The organism is Streptomyces sp. M2CJ-2, assembly GCF_016757295.1.
Classification (GTDB): Bacteria; Actinomycetota; Actinomycetes; order Streptomycetales; family Streptomycetaceae; genus Streptomyces.
In genome coordinates, this window is sequence record NZ_JAESIF010000008.1 from 83,802 (window position 1) to 100,868 (window position 17,067).

20 protein-coding genes are annotated in these 17,067 nt (G+C 72.3%); 3 read left to right on the forward strand and 17 right to left on the reverse strand.

The features are described from left to right. Positions 1-36: 36 nt before the first annotated feature. Together JL475_RS09840 and JL475_RS09845 are read left to right on the forward strand one after the other, a co-directional pair. Positions 37-858 carry a methyltransferase domain-containing protein gene (locus tag JL475_RS09840; RefSeq protein WP_202277063.1) on the forward strand — a complete coding sequence of 274 codons (822 nt, stop codon included), beginning with the start codon at positions 37-39 and terminating at the stop codon, positions 856-858. 42 nt (positions 859-900) lie between these two features. Beyond that, positions 901-1,071 (forward strand): hydrophobic protein, encoded by a 171-nt coding sequence (locus tag JL475_RS09845; protein WP_202277064.1) that lies wholly within the window; start codon positions 901-903, stop codon positions 1,069-1,071. A gap of 52 nt (positions 1,072-1,123) precedes the next feature. On the opposite strand, the gene JL475_RS09850 is transcribed toward JL475_RS09845, so the two are convergent. The 13 genes from JL475_RS09850 to JL475_RS09910 form a co-directional block, all read right to left on the reverse strand. After that, positions 1,124-1,381, reverse strand: coding sequence for a gas vesicle protein K (locus JL475_RS09850; RefSeq protein WP_202277194.1), 258 nt, complete (start codon positions 1,379-1,381; stop codon positions 1,124-1,126). A gap of 77 nt (positions 1,382-1,458) precedes the next feature. Further along, a complete protein-coding gene (locus JL475_RS09855) occupies positions 1,459-1,647 on the reverse strand; it encodes a gas vesicle protein (RefSeq protein ID WP_055570463.1) in 189 nt (62 codons plus the stop codon). Continuing rightward, entirely contained in the window at positions 1,644-2,453 is an 810-nt protein-coding gene (locus tag JL475_RS09860) for a GvpL/GvpF family gas vesicle protein (RefSeq protein ID WP_202277065.1), read from the reverse strand. The genes JL475_RS09855 and JL475_RS09860 overlap by 4 nt, the downstream gene beginning before the upstream one ends. After that, entirely contained in the window at positions 2,450-2,848 is a 399-nt protein-coding gene (locus tag JL475_RS09865) for a gas vesicle protein (RefSeq protein ID WP_202277066.1), read from the reverse strand. The genes JL475_RS09860 and JL475_RS09865 overlap by 4 nt, the downstream gene beginning before the upstream one ends. After that, positions 2,845-4,005 carry an SRPBCC family protein gene (locus tag JL475_RS09870; protein ID WP_202277067.1) on the reverse strand — a complete coding sequence of 387 codons (1,161 nt, stop codon included), beginning with the start codon at positions 4,003-4,005 and terminating at the stop codon, positions 2,845-2,847. The genes JL475_RS09865 and JL475_RS09870 overlap by 4 nt, the downstream gene beginning before the upstream one ends. Beyond that, positions 4,002-4,598 (reverse strand): DNA primase, encoded by a 597-nt coding sequence (locus JL475_RS09875; RefSeq protein WP_202277068.1) that lies wholly within the window; start codon positions 4,596-4,598, stop codon positions 4,002-4,004. The genes JL475_RS09870 and JL475_RS09875 overlap by 4 nt, the downstream gene beginning before the upstream one ends. Next, positions 4,595-4,858, reverse strand: a complete 264-nt coding sequence (locus JL475_RS09880) for a gas vesicle protein GvpG (protein ID WP_202277069.1) — start codon at positions 4,856-4,858, stop codon at positions 4,595-4,597. Before JL475_RS09880 ends, JL475_RS09875 begins: the two co-directional genes overlap by 4 nt. Before the next feature lie 4 nt (positions 4,859-4,862). Beyond that, positions 4,863-5,636, reverse strand: a complete 774-nt coding sequence (locus tag JL475_RS09885; protein WP_202277070.1) for a GvpL/GvpF family gas vesicle protein — start codon at positions 5,634-5,636, stop codon at positions 4,863-4,865. Continuing rightward, complete coding sequence (locus JL475_RS09890) at positions 5,633-6,067, reverse strand: gas vesicle structural protein GvpA (protein WP_202277071.1); 435 nt, start codon at positions 6,065-6,067, stop codon at positions 5,633-5,635. The genes JL475_RS09885 and JL475_RS09890 overlap by 4 nt, the downstream gene beginning before the upstream one ends. Positions 6,068-6,119: 52 nt before the next feature. Further along, positions 6,120-6,491 (reverse strand): gas vesicle protein, encoded by a 372-nt coding sequence (locus JL475_RS09895; RefSeq protein WP_202277072.1) that lies wholly within the window; start codon positions 6,489-6,491, stop codon positions 6,120-6,122. 104 nt (positions 6,492-6,595) lie between these two features. Continuing rightward, positions 6,596-7,531: a non-homologous end-joining DNA ligase gene (ligD, locus tag JL475_RS09900; protein ID WP_202277073.1), complete on the reverse strand. Its 936-nt coding sequence runs from the start codon at positions 7,529-7,531 to the stop codon at positions 6,596-6,598. Between the two features lie 28 nt (positions 7,532-7,559). Beyond that, positions 7,560-9,407, reverse strand: a complete 1,848-nt coding sequence (locus tag JL475_RS09905; RefSeq protein ID WP_202277074.1) for a transketolase — start codon at positions 9,405-9,407, stop codon at positions 7,560-7,562. Continuing rightward, positions 9,404-10,897 carry an FAD-dependent oxidoreductase gene (locus JL475_RS09910; protein ID WP_202277075.1) on the reverse strand — a complete coding sequence of 498 codons (1,494 nt, stop codon included), beginning with the start codon at positions 10,895-10,897 and terminating at the stop codon, positions 9,404-9,406. The genes JL475_RS09905 and JL475_RS09910 overlap by 4 nt, the downstream gene beginning before the upstream one ends. A gap of 158 nt (positions 10,898-11,055) precedes the next feature. Between JL475_RS09910 and JL475_RS09915 the strand changes: the two genes are divergently transcribed. Further along, on the forward strand, positions 11,056-11,409 hold the full coding sequence (locus JL475_RS09915) for a VOC family protein (RefSeq protein ID WP_109376302.1): 354 nt from the start codon (positions 11,056-11,058) through the stop codon (positions 11,407-11,409). A gap of 9 nt (positions 11,410-11,418) precedes the next feature. Here JL475_RS09915 and JL475_RS09920 read toward each other — a convergent pair whose 3' ends face one another. The 4 genes from JL475_RS09920 to JL475_RS09935 all read right to left on the reverse strand — a co-directional run bounded on the left by JL475_RS09920 (position 11,419) and on the right by JL475_RS09935 (position 17,063). After that, positions 11,419-13,401, reverse strand: coding sequence for a DUF5107 domain-containing protein (locus JL475_RS09920; protein WP_202277076.1), 1,983 nt, complete (start codon positions 13,399-13,401; stop codon positions 11,419-11,421). Positions 13,402-13,481: 80 nt separating this feature from the next. After that, on the reverse strand, positions 13,482-14,033 hold the full coding sequence (locus tag JL475_RS09925) for a GNAT family N-acetyltransferase (protein WP_202277077.1): 552 nt from the start codon (positions 14,031-14,033) through the stop codon (positions 13,482-13,484). Positions 14,034-14,112: 79 nt separating this feature from the next. After that, on the reverse strand, positions 14,113-15,048 hold the full coding sequence (locus JL475_RS09930) for an LD-carboxypeptidase (protein WP_202277078.1): 936 nt from the start codon (positions 15,046-15,048) through the stop codon (positions 14,113-14,115). Further along, entirely contained in the window at positions 15,045-17,063 is a 2,019-nt protein-coding gene (locus JL475_RS09935) for a prolyl oligopeptidase family serine peptidase (protein WP_202277079.1), read from the reverse strand. Before JL475_RS09935 ends, JL475_RS09930 begins: the two co-directional genes overlap by 4 nt. Positions 17,064-17,067 lie beyond the last annotated feature (4 nt).

A 17,067-nucleotide genomic window follows, 5' to 3' on the forward strand; every position in this document is an offset into this window, starting at 1 on the left:
GGGCCTCCTACGGACAGCGGAAGGGGTGGGCCGGGCATGCCGGAAACGCGGGAGACCGCCGTCTACACCCACGGGCACCACGAGTCGGTACTGCGGTCGCACACGTGGCGGACCGCCGAGAACTCGGCAGGGTACCTCCTCGGGGTGCTCGAGCCGCACATGCGGATCCTGGACATCGGGTGCGGGCCCGGGACCATCACCGCCGACCTGGCGGCGCTGGTCCCGGACGGGCACGTCACCGGTCTCGACCGGGAGCCGGGGATCCTCGAGCAGGCACGGGCAGTGGCCGGAGAACGGGGACTGACCAACACCACCTTCGCGACGGGCGACGTGCACGCACTGGACTTCCCGGACGACACCTTCTGCGTCGTCCACGCCCACCAGGTGCTCCAGCACGTGGGCGACCCGGTCCGGGCGCTGCGCGAGATGCGCCGGGTGACCAGGCCGGGGGGCCACGTCGCCGTCCGGGACTCGGACTACGCGGCGATGACCTGGTATCCCCCGTCCCCGGGCATGGACGACTGGCTGGACCTGTACCGGCGGGTGGCCCGGGCCAACGGGGGCGAGCCGGACGCCGGGCGCCGGCTGAAGTCCTGGGCGCTCGCCGCGGGCTTCACCGACATCACGGCGACCTCGGCGACCTGGACCTTCTCGACGGCCGGGGAGAGGGCCTGGTGGAGCGGCCTGTGGGCGGACCGCACCGTGGCGTCGGCCTACGCCGAGCGGGCCGTCGAGGAGGGTCACGCCACCGGCGGGCAGTTGCGGGAGGTCTCCGCGGCGTGGCGGGAATGGGGCGCGCGGGAGGACGGCTGGTTCAGCGTGCTGCACGGAGAAATTCTCTGCCGAAAGGAAGCCTGAAACGAGAATTCCGGGCAACCAGAACGACAGGAGGTTGACACTATGGTTCCCATTCTTCTCGTTCTGCTTCTGGCCGTGATTCTTTTCGGCGCCGGTTTCGCGGTGAAGGCGCTCTGGTGGATCGCGTTGGCGGTTCTCGTCGTGTGGCTGCTGGGATTCTTCATGCGCAGCACATCGGCGAGCGGCGGCAGGGGCCGCTGGTACAAGTGGTGAGACGGCGAACGGCCCGGTGACGGGAACCTCCCGTCACCGGGCGGCCGGGGAATCAGTCCCGCGGCAGCAGCGGTCCGAGCGGCCCGAGGTCCAGGTTCAGGTCCTCGGGCCGCAGTCCGTACCGCTCACGCAGTTCCGTCATCCGCTCCTCGAGCAGCATCAGGGTGAGTCCGATGCGCTCCTCCTGCTCCTCCGTCAGGTCTCCCTCGTCGAACCGGCGCACCGCTTGGCGCTCCATGAGCTGGCGCAGCAGTTCCACGACGGTGAGCACCAGTTTGACCAGGTCGCGTTCGACCGTGTCCGGCTCCAGGTCGAGCCGGTTGCGCCGGCCGCGCCCCTCTCGCCGGCCTTCGTGCGGCTCGCCGTGACGGTCGTCGGGGGCGGCCGTCAACGCGACTCCTCGAAGGGCGACGGGACGTTCGCGTTCACCGAGCTGATGAGCGCGTTGAGGTCGATACGGACCAGATCGACGTCCGCGATGCGCAGCGTGATGTCCCCGGTGATGACCACGCCGCCGGCCAGGAGCCGGTCGAGCAGGTCCACCAGGGCTATCTCCCGGCGCTCGACGACGGTCATGCCCCCTCCCCCGCGGCCGATTCCTCCCCGGTGGATCCCTCTCCGGCGGATTCTTCCCCGGCGAAGGAATAGGCCGCCCAGGGGCCGGTGAGTTCGACGCGTATCCCGGGTGTCCCGTCCTTCGTCCGTTCCACCCTTTCCACGAATTTCTCGGATTCCGCTCGCGGTACGAGGTAGGCCGCGTTCAGCACATTGCGACCCGACGCACCGGAGAGCGTGGGATTCTGCGGGGCGTGCAGCCGGGAGTCCTCGGCGCAGCCGGAAAGCGTCTCGTGCAGCCGGGTCGAAAAGGTCTCGGCCTGCTGCCACAGGTCGTCGTACGATTTCGTCGCCATGCGCCGTTGGCGCAGGTAGTCCCGGCCCGACACGGGCTTCTGCGCAGGCGGTGCGGCGGTGTCCGCCGGCCGTTCCGCCTCGATGAAAACCTTCACGCCCCACTCCACCCGGCCGTCCAACCGGTCCAGCGTCCGCAGGAAGCCCTCCTCGCGCGCCTCCATCATCGTCCGTACGCCGCTGTCGTCGCGGAACACGGTGCCGAGCCGCAGCGGCAGCGGCGTGGTGACGGTGGTGAGCGCGTCGATGACGCCCTGGTGGGCGCGGGCGACCGTGGTCAGCCAGTCGAGGTCCTCCAGATGCGCGTGGAAGGGCTCCTCGGCGAAGTCCGCCTCCGGCACATGGCTGACGACGGCCACCAGGCCGTGATGGGTCAGCAGCCGGGGCGGATCACCCGCCACACCGGTCAGCTGTGCCTGGAGCGGTGTGCCGAAAGGACGGCATATGGCGTAGACGTACCGCAGTCCGGTCACGGGGCCTCCTCCTGTGGACGGTCAGCCTCCCGCTGGCGTCCGGCCTCCAACGGACGGTCCGTCTCCCGCTGACGGCCGGCCTCCAACGGACGGTCGCCCTCCAGTGCGGCCAGCCGCTCACGCAGCTCGGCGTTCTCCCTGGCCAGTTCGGAGCGACGGGCGCGGGAGGACAGCGCCGGGTCGGTCTCCCACCAGTCGATCCCCATCTCCTTCGCCTTGTCGACGGAGGCGATGACGAGCCGCAGCTTGATGGTGAGCAGTTCGATGTCGAGCAGGTTGATGCGGATGTCGCCCGCGATGACGATGCCCTTGTCGAGCACCCGCTCAAGGATGTCGGCGAGATTGGCGCCGCCGCCCTGGCCATAGGGCTCGGGGAGCCGGCGGGGTGTCGTCATCGGCGGCTCCCGTCCTGGGCGTACTCGGGCTCGTCCTCAGGCTCGTACTCGCCTTCGCCTTCGCCTTCGTCCTCTTCCTCCTCCTCTTCCTCGTACTCGCCCTCGCCTTCGTCCTCGCCCTCTTCCTCGTAGGCGTCCTCGTCCTCGGCCTCGGCCGGTTCCTCGGCCGGTTCCTCGGCCTCTTCGTCGTCCTCGGCGCCCTCGGCGCCCTCGGCGTCGTACTCGCCCTCCGGCTCCTCGTCCCCGGGCGGCGACTCTTCCTCCTCCTCCTCGGCGACGGCGTCCTCGTGGCTGCGGACGACCTCGCCTTCCTGGATCTCGCCGCGCCAACTGTCCTCGGCCTCGCCCTTGAACGTGATGAAGCGGGCGAAGTTCTTCAGGTCGAGCCGGGCCCGGCGGCCCTGGGCGCGCCAGATGTTGCCGGTCTTCTCGAAGAAACCCGTGGGGTAGTACTCGATGACCAGCAGGATCCGGGTGAGGTTGTCGCCGAGGGGGTGGAACGAGACGACGCCCTTCGTCGTGCCCTTGGCTCCCTCGGAGGACCAGGAGATGCGGTCGTCGGCCACCTGCTGGATGGTCTTCGCCTTCCAGCTGCGGTTGGACCACAGAACCTTGACCTGCCAGTCCGAGGTGGTGTCGTCGGACTTGTTGGCGCTCTTGACGCCCTTGGCGAAGGTGCTGAAGTCCTGGTACTGGGTCCACTGGTCGTAGGCCGTGCGCAGCGGGACACCGACATCAATGTGCTCCATGATGACGGTGGGCTTCTTGCCCGCGGAGCGCTTGCGCTTGCCCTTGCCGCCGCCGCCCAGCCCCTTCAGGGCACCCATCACGTTGTCCTTGGCCCGCGAGGCTCCCAGTTCGATGGCGCTGCGCAGGGGGCCCTTGCCCTCGGCGAGTTTGCGGCCGCCGTCGAGTGCGAGCTTGGCGAAACCCGGACTGTTGCCCTCGGCGATGTCGGTGAGTTTGCCGGTCGTCTCGCCCAGCTTGCGGCCGACACCCGTCAGCAGGCGGGTGGCCTGGGCCGCGAGGTAGTCCTGCAGCTCCGCCTTGAGGCGGTCGGCTGCCTCGCTGTGGGCCAGGTCGGCAAGCGGGTTCTTCGTGCCCTCGCCCACTTTGTCACGCGCGGCAGAAGTGGCCGATCCGAGTGTCTCGGTCATCGCTCACCGCCTCCCTTCGAGGTGCGGGTACCCCGGGAGGAGGTCGTCCGCGCGGCCGCGGTCTTCTTGCCGGCCGTCTTCTTCGCCGGAGCGGCCTTCCTGGCCGGTGCCTTCTTCGCGGATGCCTTCTTGGCGGCCTCCTTCGACGGAGCCCTCTTCGACGAGGCCTTCTTCGCCGGCCGCTCGGGTGCCGGTTCCGGCTCCTCGTCGTCCGGTTCCTTGTCCGTGGCGTCCTCGGTTTCCTCGCCGTCCCCGGCCTCGCGGTCCGGGCGGCCCGAACCGGTCAGCTGCTCGCGCATCTCGGTGGTACGATCGTGCAGCTTGTCGGCGAGGGAGTCGAGTTGCCGCTCGACGAGTGCCCCGGAGGCCGCCTTGCCGGCACCTCGCAGATCGCCGCGCAGCTGATCCCCGAGCTCCTTGAACTGCGGGTTTTTCTGCAGCTGCGTGGACACCAGGTCCGTGATCATCCGCGGCCCGAGGTTCAGCTTCTTGCCGGCCACCAGCCCGCCGACGGCGACCGCCATCTTCAGCTTCTTCGTCCGCCCGAGGAGGTATCCGGCCCCTATCGCAAGGCCGAGTGCTGTCCGATTCATTGTGGTGCCGTCCCGTCCCCTGTGGCGCTGGTGCGCATCGCGGTCTCCAATCGGTCGAGGAGTTCGTCCTCCTGCCGGTCGAACTCCTCCTCGGTGATCTCTCCGGCCTCCAACTGCTCCTCGAGCTGCGCCAGTTCGGCACGGATCGCGGCGGGGTCGTAGTAGATGCGCTCCGCCTCGCGCAGCACCTGTTGGATGACCCATCCGCTGCCGCGCGCCGGGGCCAGCGGCAGCAGCAGCACTTCCGAGATCAGGCCCATGTCGTCACCCCATTCCGGCGTCCGCCCCACCCGCCGTGGCGCTCGCCGGTTCGGCCGGGCCGGGCTCCACGAAGCTGTACGGGGGCAGCGGGCCGTTGAGCCGCACCTCCAGGTGCGGCATGTCCTCGCGGACGCGGTCCACGGCGGCCATGAAGTCCCCGGCCGCGTCGCGCGGCACCAGGAAGGAGACGTTGGCCAGCCAGCCCGTGGACTCGGGACCCACGCTCACGGCGTCGGCCGCCGGTTCCAGGGCGCGTTGCACGGCGACGCCGTCCTCGGCCTCCTGGGCCCTGACCGCATCGGCGACCATCTCGCCGAGGCGGATCTTGTCGTCGTAACTTCCGCCGTCGGCCTGCCGGTTGGCCTCCGCGAGAGCGCGGATCTCCGGATTGCCGGCCATCACGTGGTGGAGTACGGCTTCCTCGTCATGATTGGCCTTGACGTTGTACTCGACTCGGCCGTCCAGCGCCCGCAGGCGCTCCTGGTAGTGCTCGGCACGCTCGGCGAGCACGGCGGTGACGGAGTCGTCGTCGGGGGCGACGCTGCCGAACCGCATCGGCAGCACACAGCCGGCCGCGCCGACCTCGGCGAGCACGTTCTGGTGGGCGAGCAGTTCCCTGCGTTTGGGGCGCAGGTCCTCGGGGGCGTCACTGACGACGGCCGCCAGCTCGCCCTCCTTCACGATGCGCACCGGACGCGCCGGGTCGCCCACACCGCCCATGCCTTCGAGGAGGCCGGGGTGCGAACTCGCCGTGATGCCGTAGACGTAGGTGCTCACTCCTGCTCCTCCCTCCGACGCGACGAGGTGCTCTTGCGGGCTCGCGGACGGGACTGTGTCTCACGCTCGGAACCCTCGTCGCGTGCCTGCTGGAAGGCGTCGGAGATGGTCTCGGCGGCGCCGGACAGCGCCCCCTTGGACTTGCCGCGGGCGCCGGACTCGGTGACCTGGCCGACCACGTCGGGCAGGCCCGGGCTCTTGCGGGGCCCGGCCTCCAGGTCGAGCCGGTTGCACGCCTCGGCGAAGCGCAGGTAGGTGTCGACGCTGGCGACGACGATGCGGACGTCGATCTTGAGTATCTCGATGCCGACCAGGGACACGCGCACGAACGCATCGATGACGAGCCCTCTGTCCAGAACGAGCTCAAGCACGTCGTAGAGGCCGCTGCTGCCGCCTCCGCCGCCGGACTGTTGTGTCGGTACGACTGTCATGCCGGCTGTTCCTTCCTTTCTGTGAGTGTGGGAGCGGGTCCGGGCGGGCGGCCTACCGGCCGCCGGACCTGCGCGCGTCGGACCGTCCTCGCTCGTAGCGGCGAACACGCCGGTAACCGATGAGCTGTCCGTCGGGATCGAGCTCCACCTGGTAACTCGCCATCAGGCTCATCGTGTCGGGTACGCGCTCGAGCTCGAGGACCTCGACCTCCAGCGCCCAGCCCTCCTCCGTCTGCTCGAAGGACGACACGGACTCGGCTTCCATACCGGTGAGCTCCGCGAGCTGTCCGCGCGCCTGGCGCAGTACCTCCATCGGGCTCGGCCGCTTGTTCGCTCTGGCGTTTTCCGTGGACTTGCGGGATGCGTGAGCATCCCGTGGTTCCTGTGAACCCTTGGAGTCTTCGGTGTTTCTTGCGTTCGCCATGGGCACCTCCTCCTCCGTGTGGCCATAAGTCCCTTCGTCAAACCTCCCGGGGCTCACCCGGTTGCCCCAGCCACGCTCCGTGCCTGGTCGTCCGGCCGGGCCGGTCAGCCCCGCAGCGCGTCCAGCCGCCGGCGGGCCGGCCCCAGGGCGCGGCCCCGGCGCGGCAGTCCGGCCCAGGGGTCGGTCCGCAGCTGTTCGACGGCGTCGGCGACGGTCCAGCGGCGGGCGTGCAGCCCCGGGTCGTCCAGCTGGTCCCAGGAGACGGGGGCCGCTACGGGGGCGCCGGGCAGGGCCCGGACGGTGCCGGGTGCGACCGCGGTCTGCGCGTAGGCGTTGCGCTGCACGTCCAGGTAGAGCCGGTCGCCGCGCTCCTTCTTGCGCGCGGCGGTGGTGAGCCGGTCGGGGTGGGCGTCGGCGAGGGTGTCGGCGACCTCGCGGGCGAAGGCGCGCACGTCGTCGAAGTCGTCGCCACCGTTCAGCGGCACGATCACATGGAGGCCCCGGGAGCCGGTGGTCATCAGCGCCGTGGGCAGCTTCAGCTCGTCCAGCAGTCCCCCCAGCAGCCGCGCCGCCTCCCGCACCGTCTCGAAATCGTCCTCGGCGGGGTCGAGGTCGAAGACCAGCCGGTCCGGACGGTCGATCCGGTCGATCGGGGCGGCGCGGGACAGCCAGCGGTGGAATGTGATGCTCGCCTGGTCGACGAGGTACAGCAGGGTCGCCGTGTCGTCGCACACGGTGTGGCACACCGTGCCACCCTCCTTGGCCACCTCGACGCGGGTGATCCATTCCGGGTAGCTCTCGGGGGTGTTCTTCTGCATGAACGTGGGCCCGTCGAGACCGTCCGGGCGCCGGTCCAGCATCAGCGGGCGGCCCCGCAGGTGCGGCAGCATGAACGGGGCGACGGCCCGGTGGTAGTCGACGAGGTCGCCCTTGGTGTACTCCTCGGCGCCCTCACCGCCGGGGAAGAGCACCTTCCCCGGCCGGCGGATCCGCACGGTGCGGCGGCCGGCCCGTACCGTTCGCGCCCCGTCGTCGCTCACGGCGTGATCGTCTCCTTCACCGCGTCGTTCACGGCACGATCGCCTCCCCCACCAGCAGCCGCCCGGCCGCCGCGATCGACTCGGCGTCGATGCCGGCGGCGTGCAACTGCTCCTCGGGGGAGGCCGATCCCGGCATGTCGCGGACGGCGAGCCGCACCAGGCGCGGGACGGGTCGCCCATCGGTGAAGGCGTCGAGGACCGCGTCCCCGAGCCCGCCCTCCGGGTGGTGGTCCTCCACCGTCACCAGGCAGCCGGTCTCCTCCGCCGCCCGGCGCAGCGTGTCCCGGTCGACGGGCTTGACCGAGTACAGGTCGATCACCCGTACCGCGATGCCCTCGCCCGCCAGGGCGTCCGCTGCGGCCAGGGCCTCGGGCACCGTGACGCCCGCCGCGAGCAGGGTCAGCCGGTCCTCGGCCGAGGACCGCAGCACCTTGCTGCCGCCGACGGGGAACTCCTCGTCGGGGCCGTAGAGGACGGGGCCCTCGCCGCGCGAGGTGCGCAGGTAGCGGATGCCGTCGAGGTCCGCCATGGCAGTGACCAGGCGTGCGGTCTGGTTGGCGTCGCAGGGGTACAGCACGGTCGAGCCGTGCACCGCCCGCATCATCGCCAGGTCCTCGAGACCCATCTGGCTGGGCCCGTCCTGACCGATGGCGACACCGGCGTGCGAGCCGACCAGGTTGATGCCGGAACCGCTGATCGACGCCATGCGGATGAAGTCGTGGGCGCGGGTGAGGAAGGCGGCGAACGTGGTCGCGTACGGCACCCAGCCGCGGGTCGCCACGCCGACCGCCGCGGCGACCATCTGCTGCTCGGCGATGTAGCACTCGACGTAGCGTTCGGGGTGCTCCTTGGCGAAGAACTCCGCACGTGTGGAGTCGCCGACCTCGCCGTCCAGGGCCACGATGTCGCCGCGCACGGTGCCGAGGGCGGCCAGCGCCTCACCGAAGGCGTTGCGCGTCGCCACCTCCTCGCCCCTGTCCCACCGGGGCGGTTCGGCCTGTCCGGTGTGCACGGCGTGCAGCGTGCGGGCGTCGGCCGGCTCCCGCACCCTCAGGCGCAGGTCGCGCGGGCCGCCGAGTTCGGCGATCGCCTCGTCGGCCTCGGGCAGCGGTTTGCCGTGCAGGCCCTCACGGTCCTGGACGGCCGCGACGCCCTTGCCCTTGAGGGTGCGGGCGAGGATCACGGTCGGCTGCCCCTTGGTGGAGGCCGCCTCGCCGTAGGCGCGGTCGACGGCGTCGACGTCGTGGCCGTCCACCTCCACCGTGTGCCAGCCGAAGGCCGCGAAGCGGCGGGCGTAGGCGTCGAGGTCGTGACCGTGCCGGGTGGGGCCGCGCTGGCCGAGCCGGTTGACGTCCACGACGGCGGTGAGGTTGTCGAGGTTCTCGTACCCGGCGTGCTCGGCGGCCTCCCACACGGAGCCCTCCGCCAGTTCGCTGTCCCCGCACAGCACCCACACCCGGTAGCCGGACCGGTCGAGCCGCTTCCCGGCCAGTGCGATACCGACGCCGACCGGCAGTCCCTGGCCGAGCGACCCGGTGGCCGTCTCGACCCAGGGCAGCCGCCTGGGCGTGGGATGCCCTTCGAGGCGGCTGCCGAGCTTGCGGAAGGTGAGCAGTTCCTCGTCGTCGATGGCCCCGGCCGCCTTGAAGGCCGCGTACATCAGGGGCGAGGCGTGTCCCTTGGAGAGGACGAAACGGTCGTTGCCCGGGTGGTCGGGGTGGTCGAAGTCGTAGCGGAAGTGGCGCGCCAGCAGGACGGCCGTCAGGTCGGCCGCGGACATCGAGGACGTGGGGTGCCCGGAGCCCGCGGCGGCTGCCGCGCGGACACTGTCCACTCGCAACTGCTGTCCGAGCTCCACGAGTTCACCGGTTTTCATGAGTCTCCTTCGGCCGGATCACGGGGATCGGCGGGGTCGGCTGGGCAGTCGGTGCGCTTGACGGGGCCGGGGGAGGCGTGGGAGCCGGCGGGCGGCCGGGGGCCGGGCTGCTTCTTCGCAGGCTCACCTCCGGGCTGCTTCTTCGCCGGCTCGGCGGTCTCGCCGCCGGACCGCTTCCGCTCCGGGCCGGACGGCACCCGGGCGAGTTCCGGGGACGCCGTGTCCAGCGGCACCGACCAGGACCGTACGAGCCCCAACTGCACCGCCTGACGCGGCAGTACGGCGTCCAGCAGCCAGTCGGCGGCGACACGCACCCGGTTGCCGGGCAGCGCCGCGAGGTGGTAGCCACGGGCGACCGCTCCGGCCGCCGGTCCGGACAGATTGACGCCGAGCGGGTTGGCCGCCGCCTTGACGCCGCCCAGGTCCACCACGAACCCCAGGTCGCGGTGGCGGTAGGCGCGCGACCGGCCGTCGCCGAGGGAGGCGGCGATGTTGTGCGCGCAGACCTTGCCCTGCCGCCAGGCGTGCTGCGCGGTCATCGGGGTGTACTGGCCGGGCTTCTCCAGATCGGGCACCGCCGCCGCGTCGCCGCAGGCGAACACCTCGGGCCGCCCCGGCACCCGCAGGTGCGGGTCCACCAGCAGCCGCCCGCGTTCCATGGACAGTCCCAGCGACTCGGCGAGCGGATCGGGCCGCACGCCCACGCACCACACCAGCGTCCGCGTGTCGACGAACTCGCCGTCGGTCAGCAGCACTCCGTCGTGCGTGGCCTCCTTCACGGAGGTCCCCATCCGTACTTCCACACCCCGTTCGCGCAGCACCCGGTCGGCGGTGGAGGAGAGCCGTTCGTCGAGTTCGGGCAGGACGCGGTCGGCGATGTCCAGCAACAGCCAGCGCGGTCGCATGCCCGTCCGCAGGGGGTGCTTGTGCACCTGCGCGTCGCTGAACAGCTTTCCGTGCGCGGCGACTTCGGTTCCGGTGTAACCGGCGCCGACCACGACGAAGGTGCACCGGGCGGCGCAGCTCGCGGGGTCGTCGGTGGCGGCCGCGAGTTCCACCTGCCGGGTCACGTGGTCGCGCAGATACAGCGCCTCGGGCAGACCGCGGAAGCCGTGGGCGTGCTCGGCGACGCCGGGGATCGGCAGCAGCTTGTTGACACTGCCGGCGGCCAGCACCAGCCGGTCGTAGGAGAGGGTGCCGTGCTCCCCCTCGGGGTCGGTGTAGCGCACGGTCCGCTGGTCGAGGTCGATGCCGTCGGCCTCGCCCAGCACCAGCCGTACGTGCGGCAGCGTGCCGGAGAGGGAGACGGTGACGCGGCGCGGTTCCAGGATGCCGGCGGCGACCTGGGGCAGCAGGGGCAGATACAGAAAGTAGTCGGTCGGATTCAGCAGGGTGATCTCGGCCCTTCCCCGGGCGAGCCGCGACAGGGTACGGGCCGTGCGGTATCCGGCGAAGCCGGCACCGATGATCACGATGCGGGGTCGACTCACGGTTCGCCTCCAGCGCTGTCGTCGCATGGCTCGGGAGACTTCCGCGTTTCCCCCGCCGCGGCCGCCAAACGTCCACCGGCCCGCGCCCCCGCGCCTCCGGCGCTTTCCGGCCCCCGGAAGTCCGGCGTGATCCAAAGGGCAGGCCCTAGGCTCGTCCCATGGAGATACTGGGTGCCACGCTGCGCGTCTGCGTCGACGACATCGAGACCGCCATCCCCTTCTACGAGCGGCTGGCGGGAGGCAAGGCGCTCCGCTTCGAGCGGGCCGGTGTCCACGTGGCAGCGGTCGGCTGTTTCCTGCTGATGAGCGGTCCCGCGGCCGAACTGGACGTGCTGCGCAAGGTGGCGGCGACCATCGCGGTGCAGGACGTCGAGGAGGCCGGTCGGGTACTCGCGGAGATGGGCGCGGACATCGTCGCGGGCCCGCTCCCCACCCCGGTGGGCCGCAACCTCATCGCACGGCACCCGGACGGGGCGGTCTACGAGTACGCGGACCGCCGCGCCACCGTCTGAGTCACGCGGTCACGGTGCGGGGCGCATCCGGAAGTCGTACCGCTGGGGCAACGGCTGCGTGGTGAGCCGCTGCCACATCCGTCCGATCACCTCGTCCCCCTCCCGCAGGTCGGCGACCTCGAAGCCCGCGTCGAACACGGCGCGGGCCTCGTCGTGCAGGCCCTCGGCGAGCAGCAGCGCCGCCTCCACCAGGCGCAGCCGTCCGCCCGCCCGGACCGCGGGGTCCAGCCTCCGCCACACGGACCGCGCGTCGGCGGTACGCCCCACGGCGAGCAGCGCCTCGGTCGCCTCCCTCCCGAGTGCGGCGACGGCCGGCGCCCACGGCTCGGCGTCACCGCCGCCGGCATGGCGTGGTGCCTCCCCGGCCGCGCTCCACAGGTCGTCGAAGGCCTGCCCGTAGCGGTCGGCGGCGCGCTCGGGGTTGCGGTCCTCCTGGTCGGCCACGGCGAGGCAGCGCAGGGTCGCCCAGCGGCGCGTCGGCCGGGCGTCCCGCAGGCCCCGTTCCCAACTGCGCACCGCCTGTGCCCGGTCACCGGCGTGCCACTGGGCGACGCCGAGGTGGTATTCGGTGAGGGGGGTCGCGGGGGCCGTCTCGAGCATGTCCCGCCAGTGGGTGGCGACCAGCGTCCCGCCGGGCGGCCGGCTGCCGGGCGGCTCGGGGAGGGAGCCGGCCCGCAGCAGGTGCAGCCAGGGTTCCTGGTCCTCGGTCAGTGTGCTCGCGTCGAACGGTGTACCGGGCAGCTTCCAGCCGGCGCGCAGTACCTCCAGCGCGCCCCAGCCGGAGCCGGTGGCCAGCTTCTCGCCGGGTTCGGCGTCGGCGTACGGCAGCCAGGCCGCGTGGGCCGCGTCGACCTCGGCGCGCGGCAGGGCCGCCTCCAGCCGGGTCTCCGTCTCACGCAGTACATCGGGCCACCGTCCTGCCCACGGCGGCGCGTCGAGCGGCCCGTACGCCTCCAGCCAGGTCACCTCGCTGTCGGCCTCCAGCCGGACGTGTTCGAGCTGGGTGCGGGCGAGCCCGGCCTGGATCTCGCAGTAACCGCCGGTGCCCGGCTCGGTGAGCCACTCCTGCCAGCGCCGTCCGCCGGGCCCCCGGCCCCACACGAACAGCTTCCGGCCGCGCAGTGCGTCGGTGGACGTCTGCACCAGCCCGTGGCCATCGGCGTCCAGGGCGGCGATCCAGCGCCTGCGGTCGTCCGGCACCTCGTAGAAGTAGTCGGCGGCGTAGGTGCTGTTCGGCGGGTACGTGCGGTCGACGCCGTCGTACTCGGGCACCGGCACCCGGCGCAGTCGCCGCTCGTAGCCGAACTGCCAGGCCTCCTCGGCGGGGGCGAGGACCCTGCACTCCTCGGGGACGGCGATGTTGGACCACCAGTAGGTCGGCACCGGCCGCTCGTGCGGGTTGCGGACGCGGACGCCGACGTACAGGAAGTCGGAGCCGTGGGGCAGCCACAGGTCGACCTGGAAGGGCAGGTCGCGCAGCCGTTCCCACTCCCACAGGCGCAGCATCTCCCCGCCGTCGGGAGCGGGAACGCGGGCGGCGTGCACGGGTGCGCAGGAGAGGGTGGTGTGGCCGGTGGCGCCGATGTTCCATTCGATGCCGCCGGAGAACCAGGCACCGTTGAGGGCGAAGTTGGCGGGCTGGAACACCGGGTTGCGGTAAAGGAGTTCACGGCCTGTCGGTTTGTGGAACAGCGAGGAGATCCGGCCGCCGAGGCCGGGCAGCACGGTGGCCCGCAGTCGGTCGTTCTCGATCACCAGGGTGTCCAGCGAGCGGGGCCGGCGGTGCCGGTCGTAGCCGTCGCGGACCCGTACGGGCAGCAGGCTGTGCAGGGGGGCGTAGCCGACCTGCCGGGCCATGTCGCGCGGCAGGTCCTCCTTGTCGCGGTCCTCGATGCGGTGTGCCTCGTCGAGGGGCCGCAGGGCGGGCAGGGGGTTGTCCGGGCCCAGGTGTGCGGCGGGCAGGGTCGTCGCGTCACGTCGGATCGTCGTCACGGTTACCCATGGAAGCCGCCGGCCGCCCGTCTGAACAGGGGCGGGACGCACCGAGCGGGATGGCGGCGGCGGGCCGCCGGTCAGCGGGGGCCGCGCATCTCCTGGGTGAGCGCCCAGCGTTCGTGGTCGCGCCAGGCCCCGTCGATGAAGAGCATGTCCGGTGAGAAGCCCTCCAGGCGGAATCCGCAGCTGCGGGCCAGGGCGATGGAGGCTGCGTTGGCGGGCTGCACGTTGATCTCCAGCCGGTGCAGCCGCATCGGCCCGAACGCGTGCCGTACGACGAGGTCCAGCCCTTCGTGCATCAGGCCGCGGCCCGCCGCGTGCGCGAACGCGCCGTAGCCGAGGGCACCGCTCTGGAACGCGCCGTGGACGATGTTGTTGATGTTGATGAACCCGGCGATGGAGCCGTCGGCCTTCTCACAGACCAGGAAACCGGCCTTGGCGGGGTCCCGGATCAGTTGCTCCGCGTACGCGGAGTACGCCGCGGCGTTCTCCGGCGGGAACAGCCAGGGACGGTGCAGTTCCCTGCTCTCCCGGGCGCGGGCGGTGAACTCCGCGCTGTCCGCGTGGGTGAAGTGCCGTATCCCCACGCGGGGGCCCTCGGCGAGGTGACGGGAGGCGGTGTGCGGCACGGTGCGACCCTACCCCGGGCACGCCGGACGTGCCCGCGTGCCGGCCCGCCGGGCGGGCCCGTGCCGGTGCCGGACGGGATCAGCTCAGTGCCGGTTCGTCGAGTGTCAGGGTGCCCGCCTCCGCGTCGAGTTCGGCCGGGACACCGAAGGGGACGGTGAGCGCCCCGTCGCAGTGACCGAAGCCGAACCGCTCGGCCACGGGCACGCCCAGGCCGCCGAGCCGGTCGGCGAGCAGGGCCCGCACCGTCTCGTACGGCTCGCACTGCGCCCAGGAGCCGAGCAGCAGCCCCGACACCCCGTCGAACCATCCGGCGCGCAGGAGTTGGGTGAGGTACCGGTCGAGCCGGTACGGCTCCTCCCCCACGTCCTCCAGGCACAGCAGCCCGCCGCGTGCGGAGCCTCTGGCGTGCGGGGTGCCGAGGTCGGCGGCGAGCAGGGCGAGGCAGCCGCCGAGGGTGACGCCCCGCGCCCGCCCGGGGACCAGCGCGGTGCCGTCGGGAGAGGTGATGGTGCGGACGGTCTCCGGGGCGAGGAGGGTCGCCTTCAAGTGGTCCTGCGCGCGTGCGTTCTTGACGAAGTCGATGCCCGCCGCCATCGGCCCGTGCAGGGTGACCAGGCCGAGCCGGGTGGCGAACGCCTCGTGCAGGGCGGTGATGTCGCTGAACCCTACGAACACCTTCGGCCCGGCGGCCCGCATCGCCGTCCAGTCGAGCAGGTCGACCATGCGCTGCGCGCCGTAGCCGCCCCGGGCGCACATCACCACGTCCACGGCGGGGTCGCACCAGGCGGACTGCAGGTCGGCGGCCCGGTCGGCGTCCGTGCCGGCGAGGTAGTCGAAGTCGCGGTGCCGGCCCAGGACATGGGGGGCGACCACCGGGTCGAGGTCCCAGCCGCGCAGCACGTCCAGCCCGGCCTGGAGCCGCTCCTCCGGCACGGGCCCGCTGGGCGCGACGACGGCCACCCGGGAACCGGGGCCGGGCCGGGGCGGCCGCAGCAACGGCTCGACCCTGCTCATTCGGTGAGCTCCAGCACCGGCACTCCCCGCACCGTCAGGCCGAACACCTGGGCGTACAGCGACAGTTCCGCCTCCAGGGCGCGCACCATGGTGTCCGTGCGCCGGAAGCCGTGTCCCTCGCCCTCGAAGGTGAGATACGCGTGCGGCACCTTCCTGCCCTTCAGCCGGGCCAGGAACCGCTCGCACTGCACGGGAGGGCAGATGACGTCGTCCAGGCCCTGGAGCAGCAGGAAGGGGGCGGTGAGCCGGTCGGCGTGCGCGGCGGGCGAGCGTTCGGCGTACCGCTCGGGAACCTCGGCGCGCGGGCCGATGAGGCTCTCGAGGTACTCGGACTCGAGGTCGTGGGTCTCCCCCGGGCCCCAGCCGGTCAGGTCGAGCACCGGGTAGCGGATGGTGCCGCAGGCGTAGACGTCGGTCGTGGTGAGGGAGGCGGCCGTGGTCCAGCCGCCGGCGCTGCCGCCGCGGATGGCGAGCCGGTCGCGGTCGGCGGTGCCCTCGTCGGCGAGGGCGAGCGCGACGGCCGCGCAGTCCTCGACGTCGACCACGCCCCACTGCTCGCGCAGCCGGTCGCGGTAGGCGCGTCCGTATCCGGTGGAGCCGCCGTAGTTGACCTCGACGACGCCGATGCCGCGTGAGGTGAAGTAGGCGATCTCCAGGTCGAGCACGAGGGGGGCCCGGCCGGTGGGCCCGCCGTGCGCCCAGATCACGTACGGCGGCAGTTGGCCGTCGGGCGCGACGCAGTCGGGGTGGCGCGGCGGGTACACCTGGGCGTGGATCTCCCGGCCGCCCGGACCGGTGAAGGTGCGGGCCTGCGGGTCGGGGTAGTGGGCGGGGTCCACGGCGTTCTTGTGCGGGGCGCCGATCACCCGGGTCCTGCCGGTGCGGGCGTCCAGTTCCACCACCTCGGGGGCACTGCGGGGTCCGGCGCCGACGGCGACGACTCTCTCTCCGTGCGCCGCGAGCGTGGGCGCGAACTCGGTCCAGGGCCCGACGGCGTCGACGACCTCGCCCGTCTCGGGGTCGAGTATGCCGAGCGCGGTGGCGCCCCGGCCGTGCACGACGGCGATCAGGCCGCTCTCCAGCGGGGCGAACCAGCGCGACCCCGGCTGCCACAGCGGTCCGCCGAACTCCTCCTCGCGCGGGCAGACCGGTTCGCCGTCGAGGTAGAGGTTCCACCAACCGGTGCGGTCGCTCGTGTGGAGCAGCCGGCCGTCGTGCGTCCAGTCGGCCTGGGCGATGGACTCGCCGGGGCCGCCGGCCACGGTGCGGGCGTTGTGCAGGGTGCCGTCGGGCGCGACCTCGGCGAGACGCAGTTCGGTGCCGTCCCACGGCATGCGCGGATGGTCCCAGGCCAGCCAGGCGACGCGCCGCCCGTCGGGCGACAGGCGCGGACCGGTGACGAACCGGTGCCGGTCGTCGGTGAGTTCACGGACGGCACCGCGGTCCTCGGCGGCCGAGCCGTCCAGCGGTACGGCGGCCAGGACGCGGCGCACCTCGCTCGGTCCGTCGCCGGTGAACTCCTCCAGGACGCACCACACCTCGCCGCGGTCCGGCAGCAGCGTAGGCTCGGCCCAGCGCAGCCCCTGCCCCACCGGGGAAAGAGGGGTCAGCGGACGCGGCTCGCCGCCGGGTTCACAGCGGTGGAGGCGCTGGTCGGCGAAGTTCACGAACACCACGAGCGGGTCGTCGTCCCGGACGAACCCGGCCCAGGGCCGTCCGCCGTACTCGACGACCCGACTGCGCACGTTCCACGGCGCCGACAGCACGGACACCTCCGTGCCGCCCGCCCGTCGCCCACCACCACCCTTATCAGGAAGCGCTTCGCGCTCCACCCCCTCATTGTGCCGGCGCACCAGGGTGCGCCGGCCGCCCTCGGCGGGCCGGGGCTCGGTCCACCACACCTCGTCCCCGACGAATCCCACGAACTCGGGCTTTCCGTCGTGTGCCGCGGTCGTGGCCGCGTCGATGGGCGAGGGCCACTCGCCGTAGGGCAGGGTCTGCACCGTTTCCCCCATTCGC

Excerpts from the sequence above, each read along its gene's own strand:
- JL475_RS09865 (WP_202277066.1), bottom strand. The coding sequence starts at position 2,848 with ATGACGACACCCCGCCGGCTCCCCGAGCCCTATGGCCAGGGCGGCGGC.
- JL475_RS09855 (WP_055570463.1), bottom strand. The coding sequence starts at position 1,647 with ATGACCGTCGTCGAGCGCCGGGAGATAGCCCTGGTGGACCTGCTCGAC.
- JL475_RS09905 (WP_202277074.1), bottom strand. The coding sequence starts at position 9,407 with ATGAAAACCGGTGAACTCGTGGAGCTCGGACAGCAGTTGCGAGTGGAC.
- JL475_RS09915 (WP_109376302.1), top strand. The coding sequence starts at position 11,056 with ATGGAGATACTGGGTGCCACGCTGCGCGTCTGCGTCGACGACATCGAG.
- JL475_RS09880 (WP_202277069.1), bottom strand. The coding sequence starts at position 4,858 with ATGGGCCTGATCTCGGAAGTGCTGCTGCTGCCGCTGGCCCCGGCGCGC.
- JL475_RS09930 (WP_202277078.1), bottom strand. The coding sequence starts at position 15,048 with ATGAGCAGGGTCGAGCCGTTGCTGCGGCCGCCCCGGCCCGGCCCCGGT.
- JL475_RS09895 (WP_202277072.1), bottom strand. The coding sequence starts at position 6,491 with ATGGCGAACGCAAGAAACACCGAAGACTCCAAGGGTTCACAGGAACCA.
- JL475_RS09870 (WP_202277067.1), bottom strand. The coding sequence starts at position 4,005 with ATGACCGAGACACTCGGATCGGCCACTTCTGCCGCGCGTGACAAAGTG.
- JL475_RS09840 (WP_202277063.1), top strand. The coding sequence starts at position 37 with ATGCCGGAAACGCGGGAGACCGCCGTCTACACCCACGGGCACCACGAG.
- JL475_RS09890 (WP_202277071.1), bottom strand. The coding sequence starts at position 6,067 with ATGACAGTCGTACCGACACAACAGTCCGGCGGCGGAGGCGGCAGCAGC.
- JL475_RS09935 (WP_202277079.1), bottom strand. The coding sequence starts at position 17,063 with ATGGGGGAAACGGTGCAGACCCTGCCCTACGGCGAGTGGCCCTCGCCC.
- JL475_RS09845 (WP_202277064.1), top strand. The coding sequence starts at position 901 with ATGGTTCCCATTCTTCTCGTTCTGCTTCTGGCCGTGATTCTTTTCGGC.
- JL475_RS09875 (WP_202277068.1), bottom strand. The coding sequence starts at position 4,598 with ATGAATCGGACAGCACTCGGCCTTGCGATAGGGGCCGGATACCTCCTC.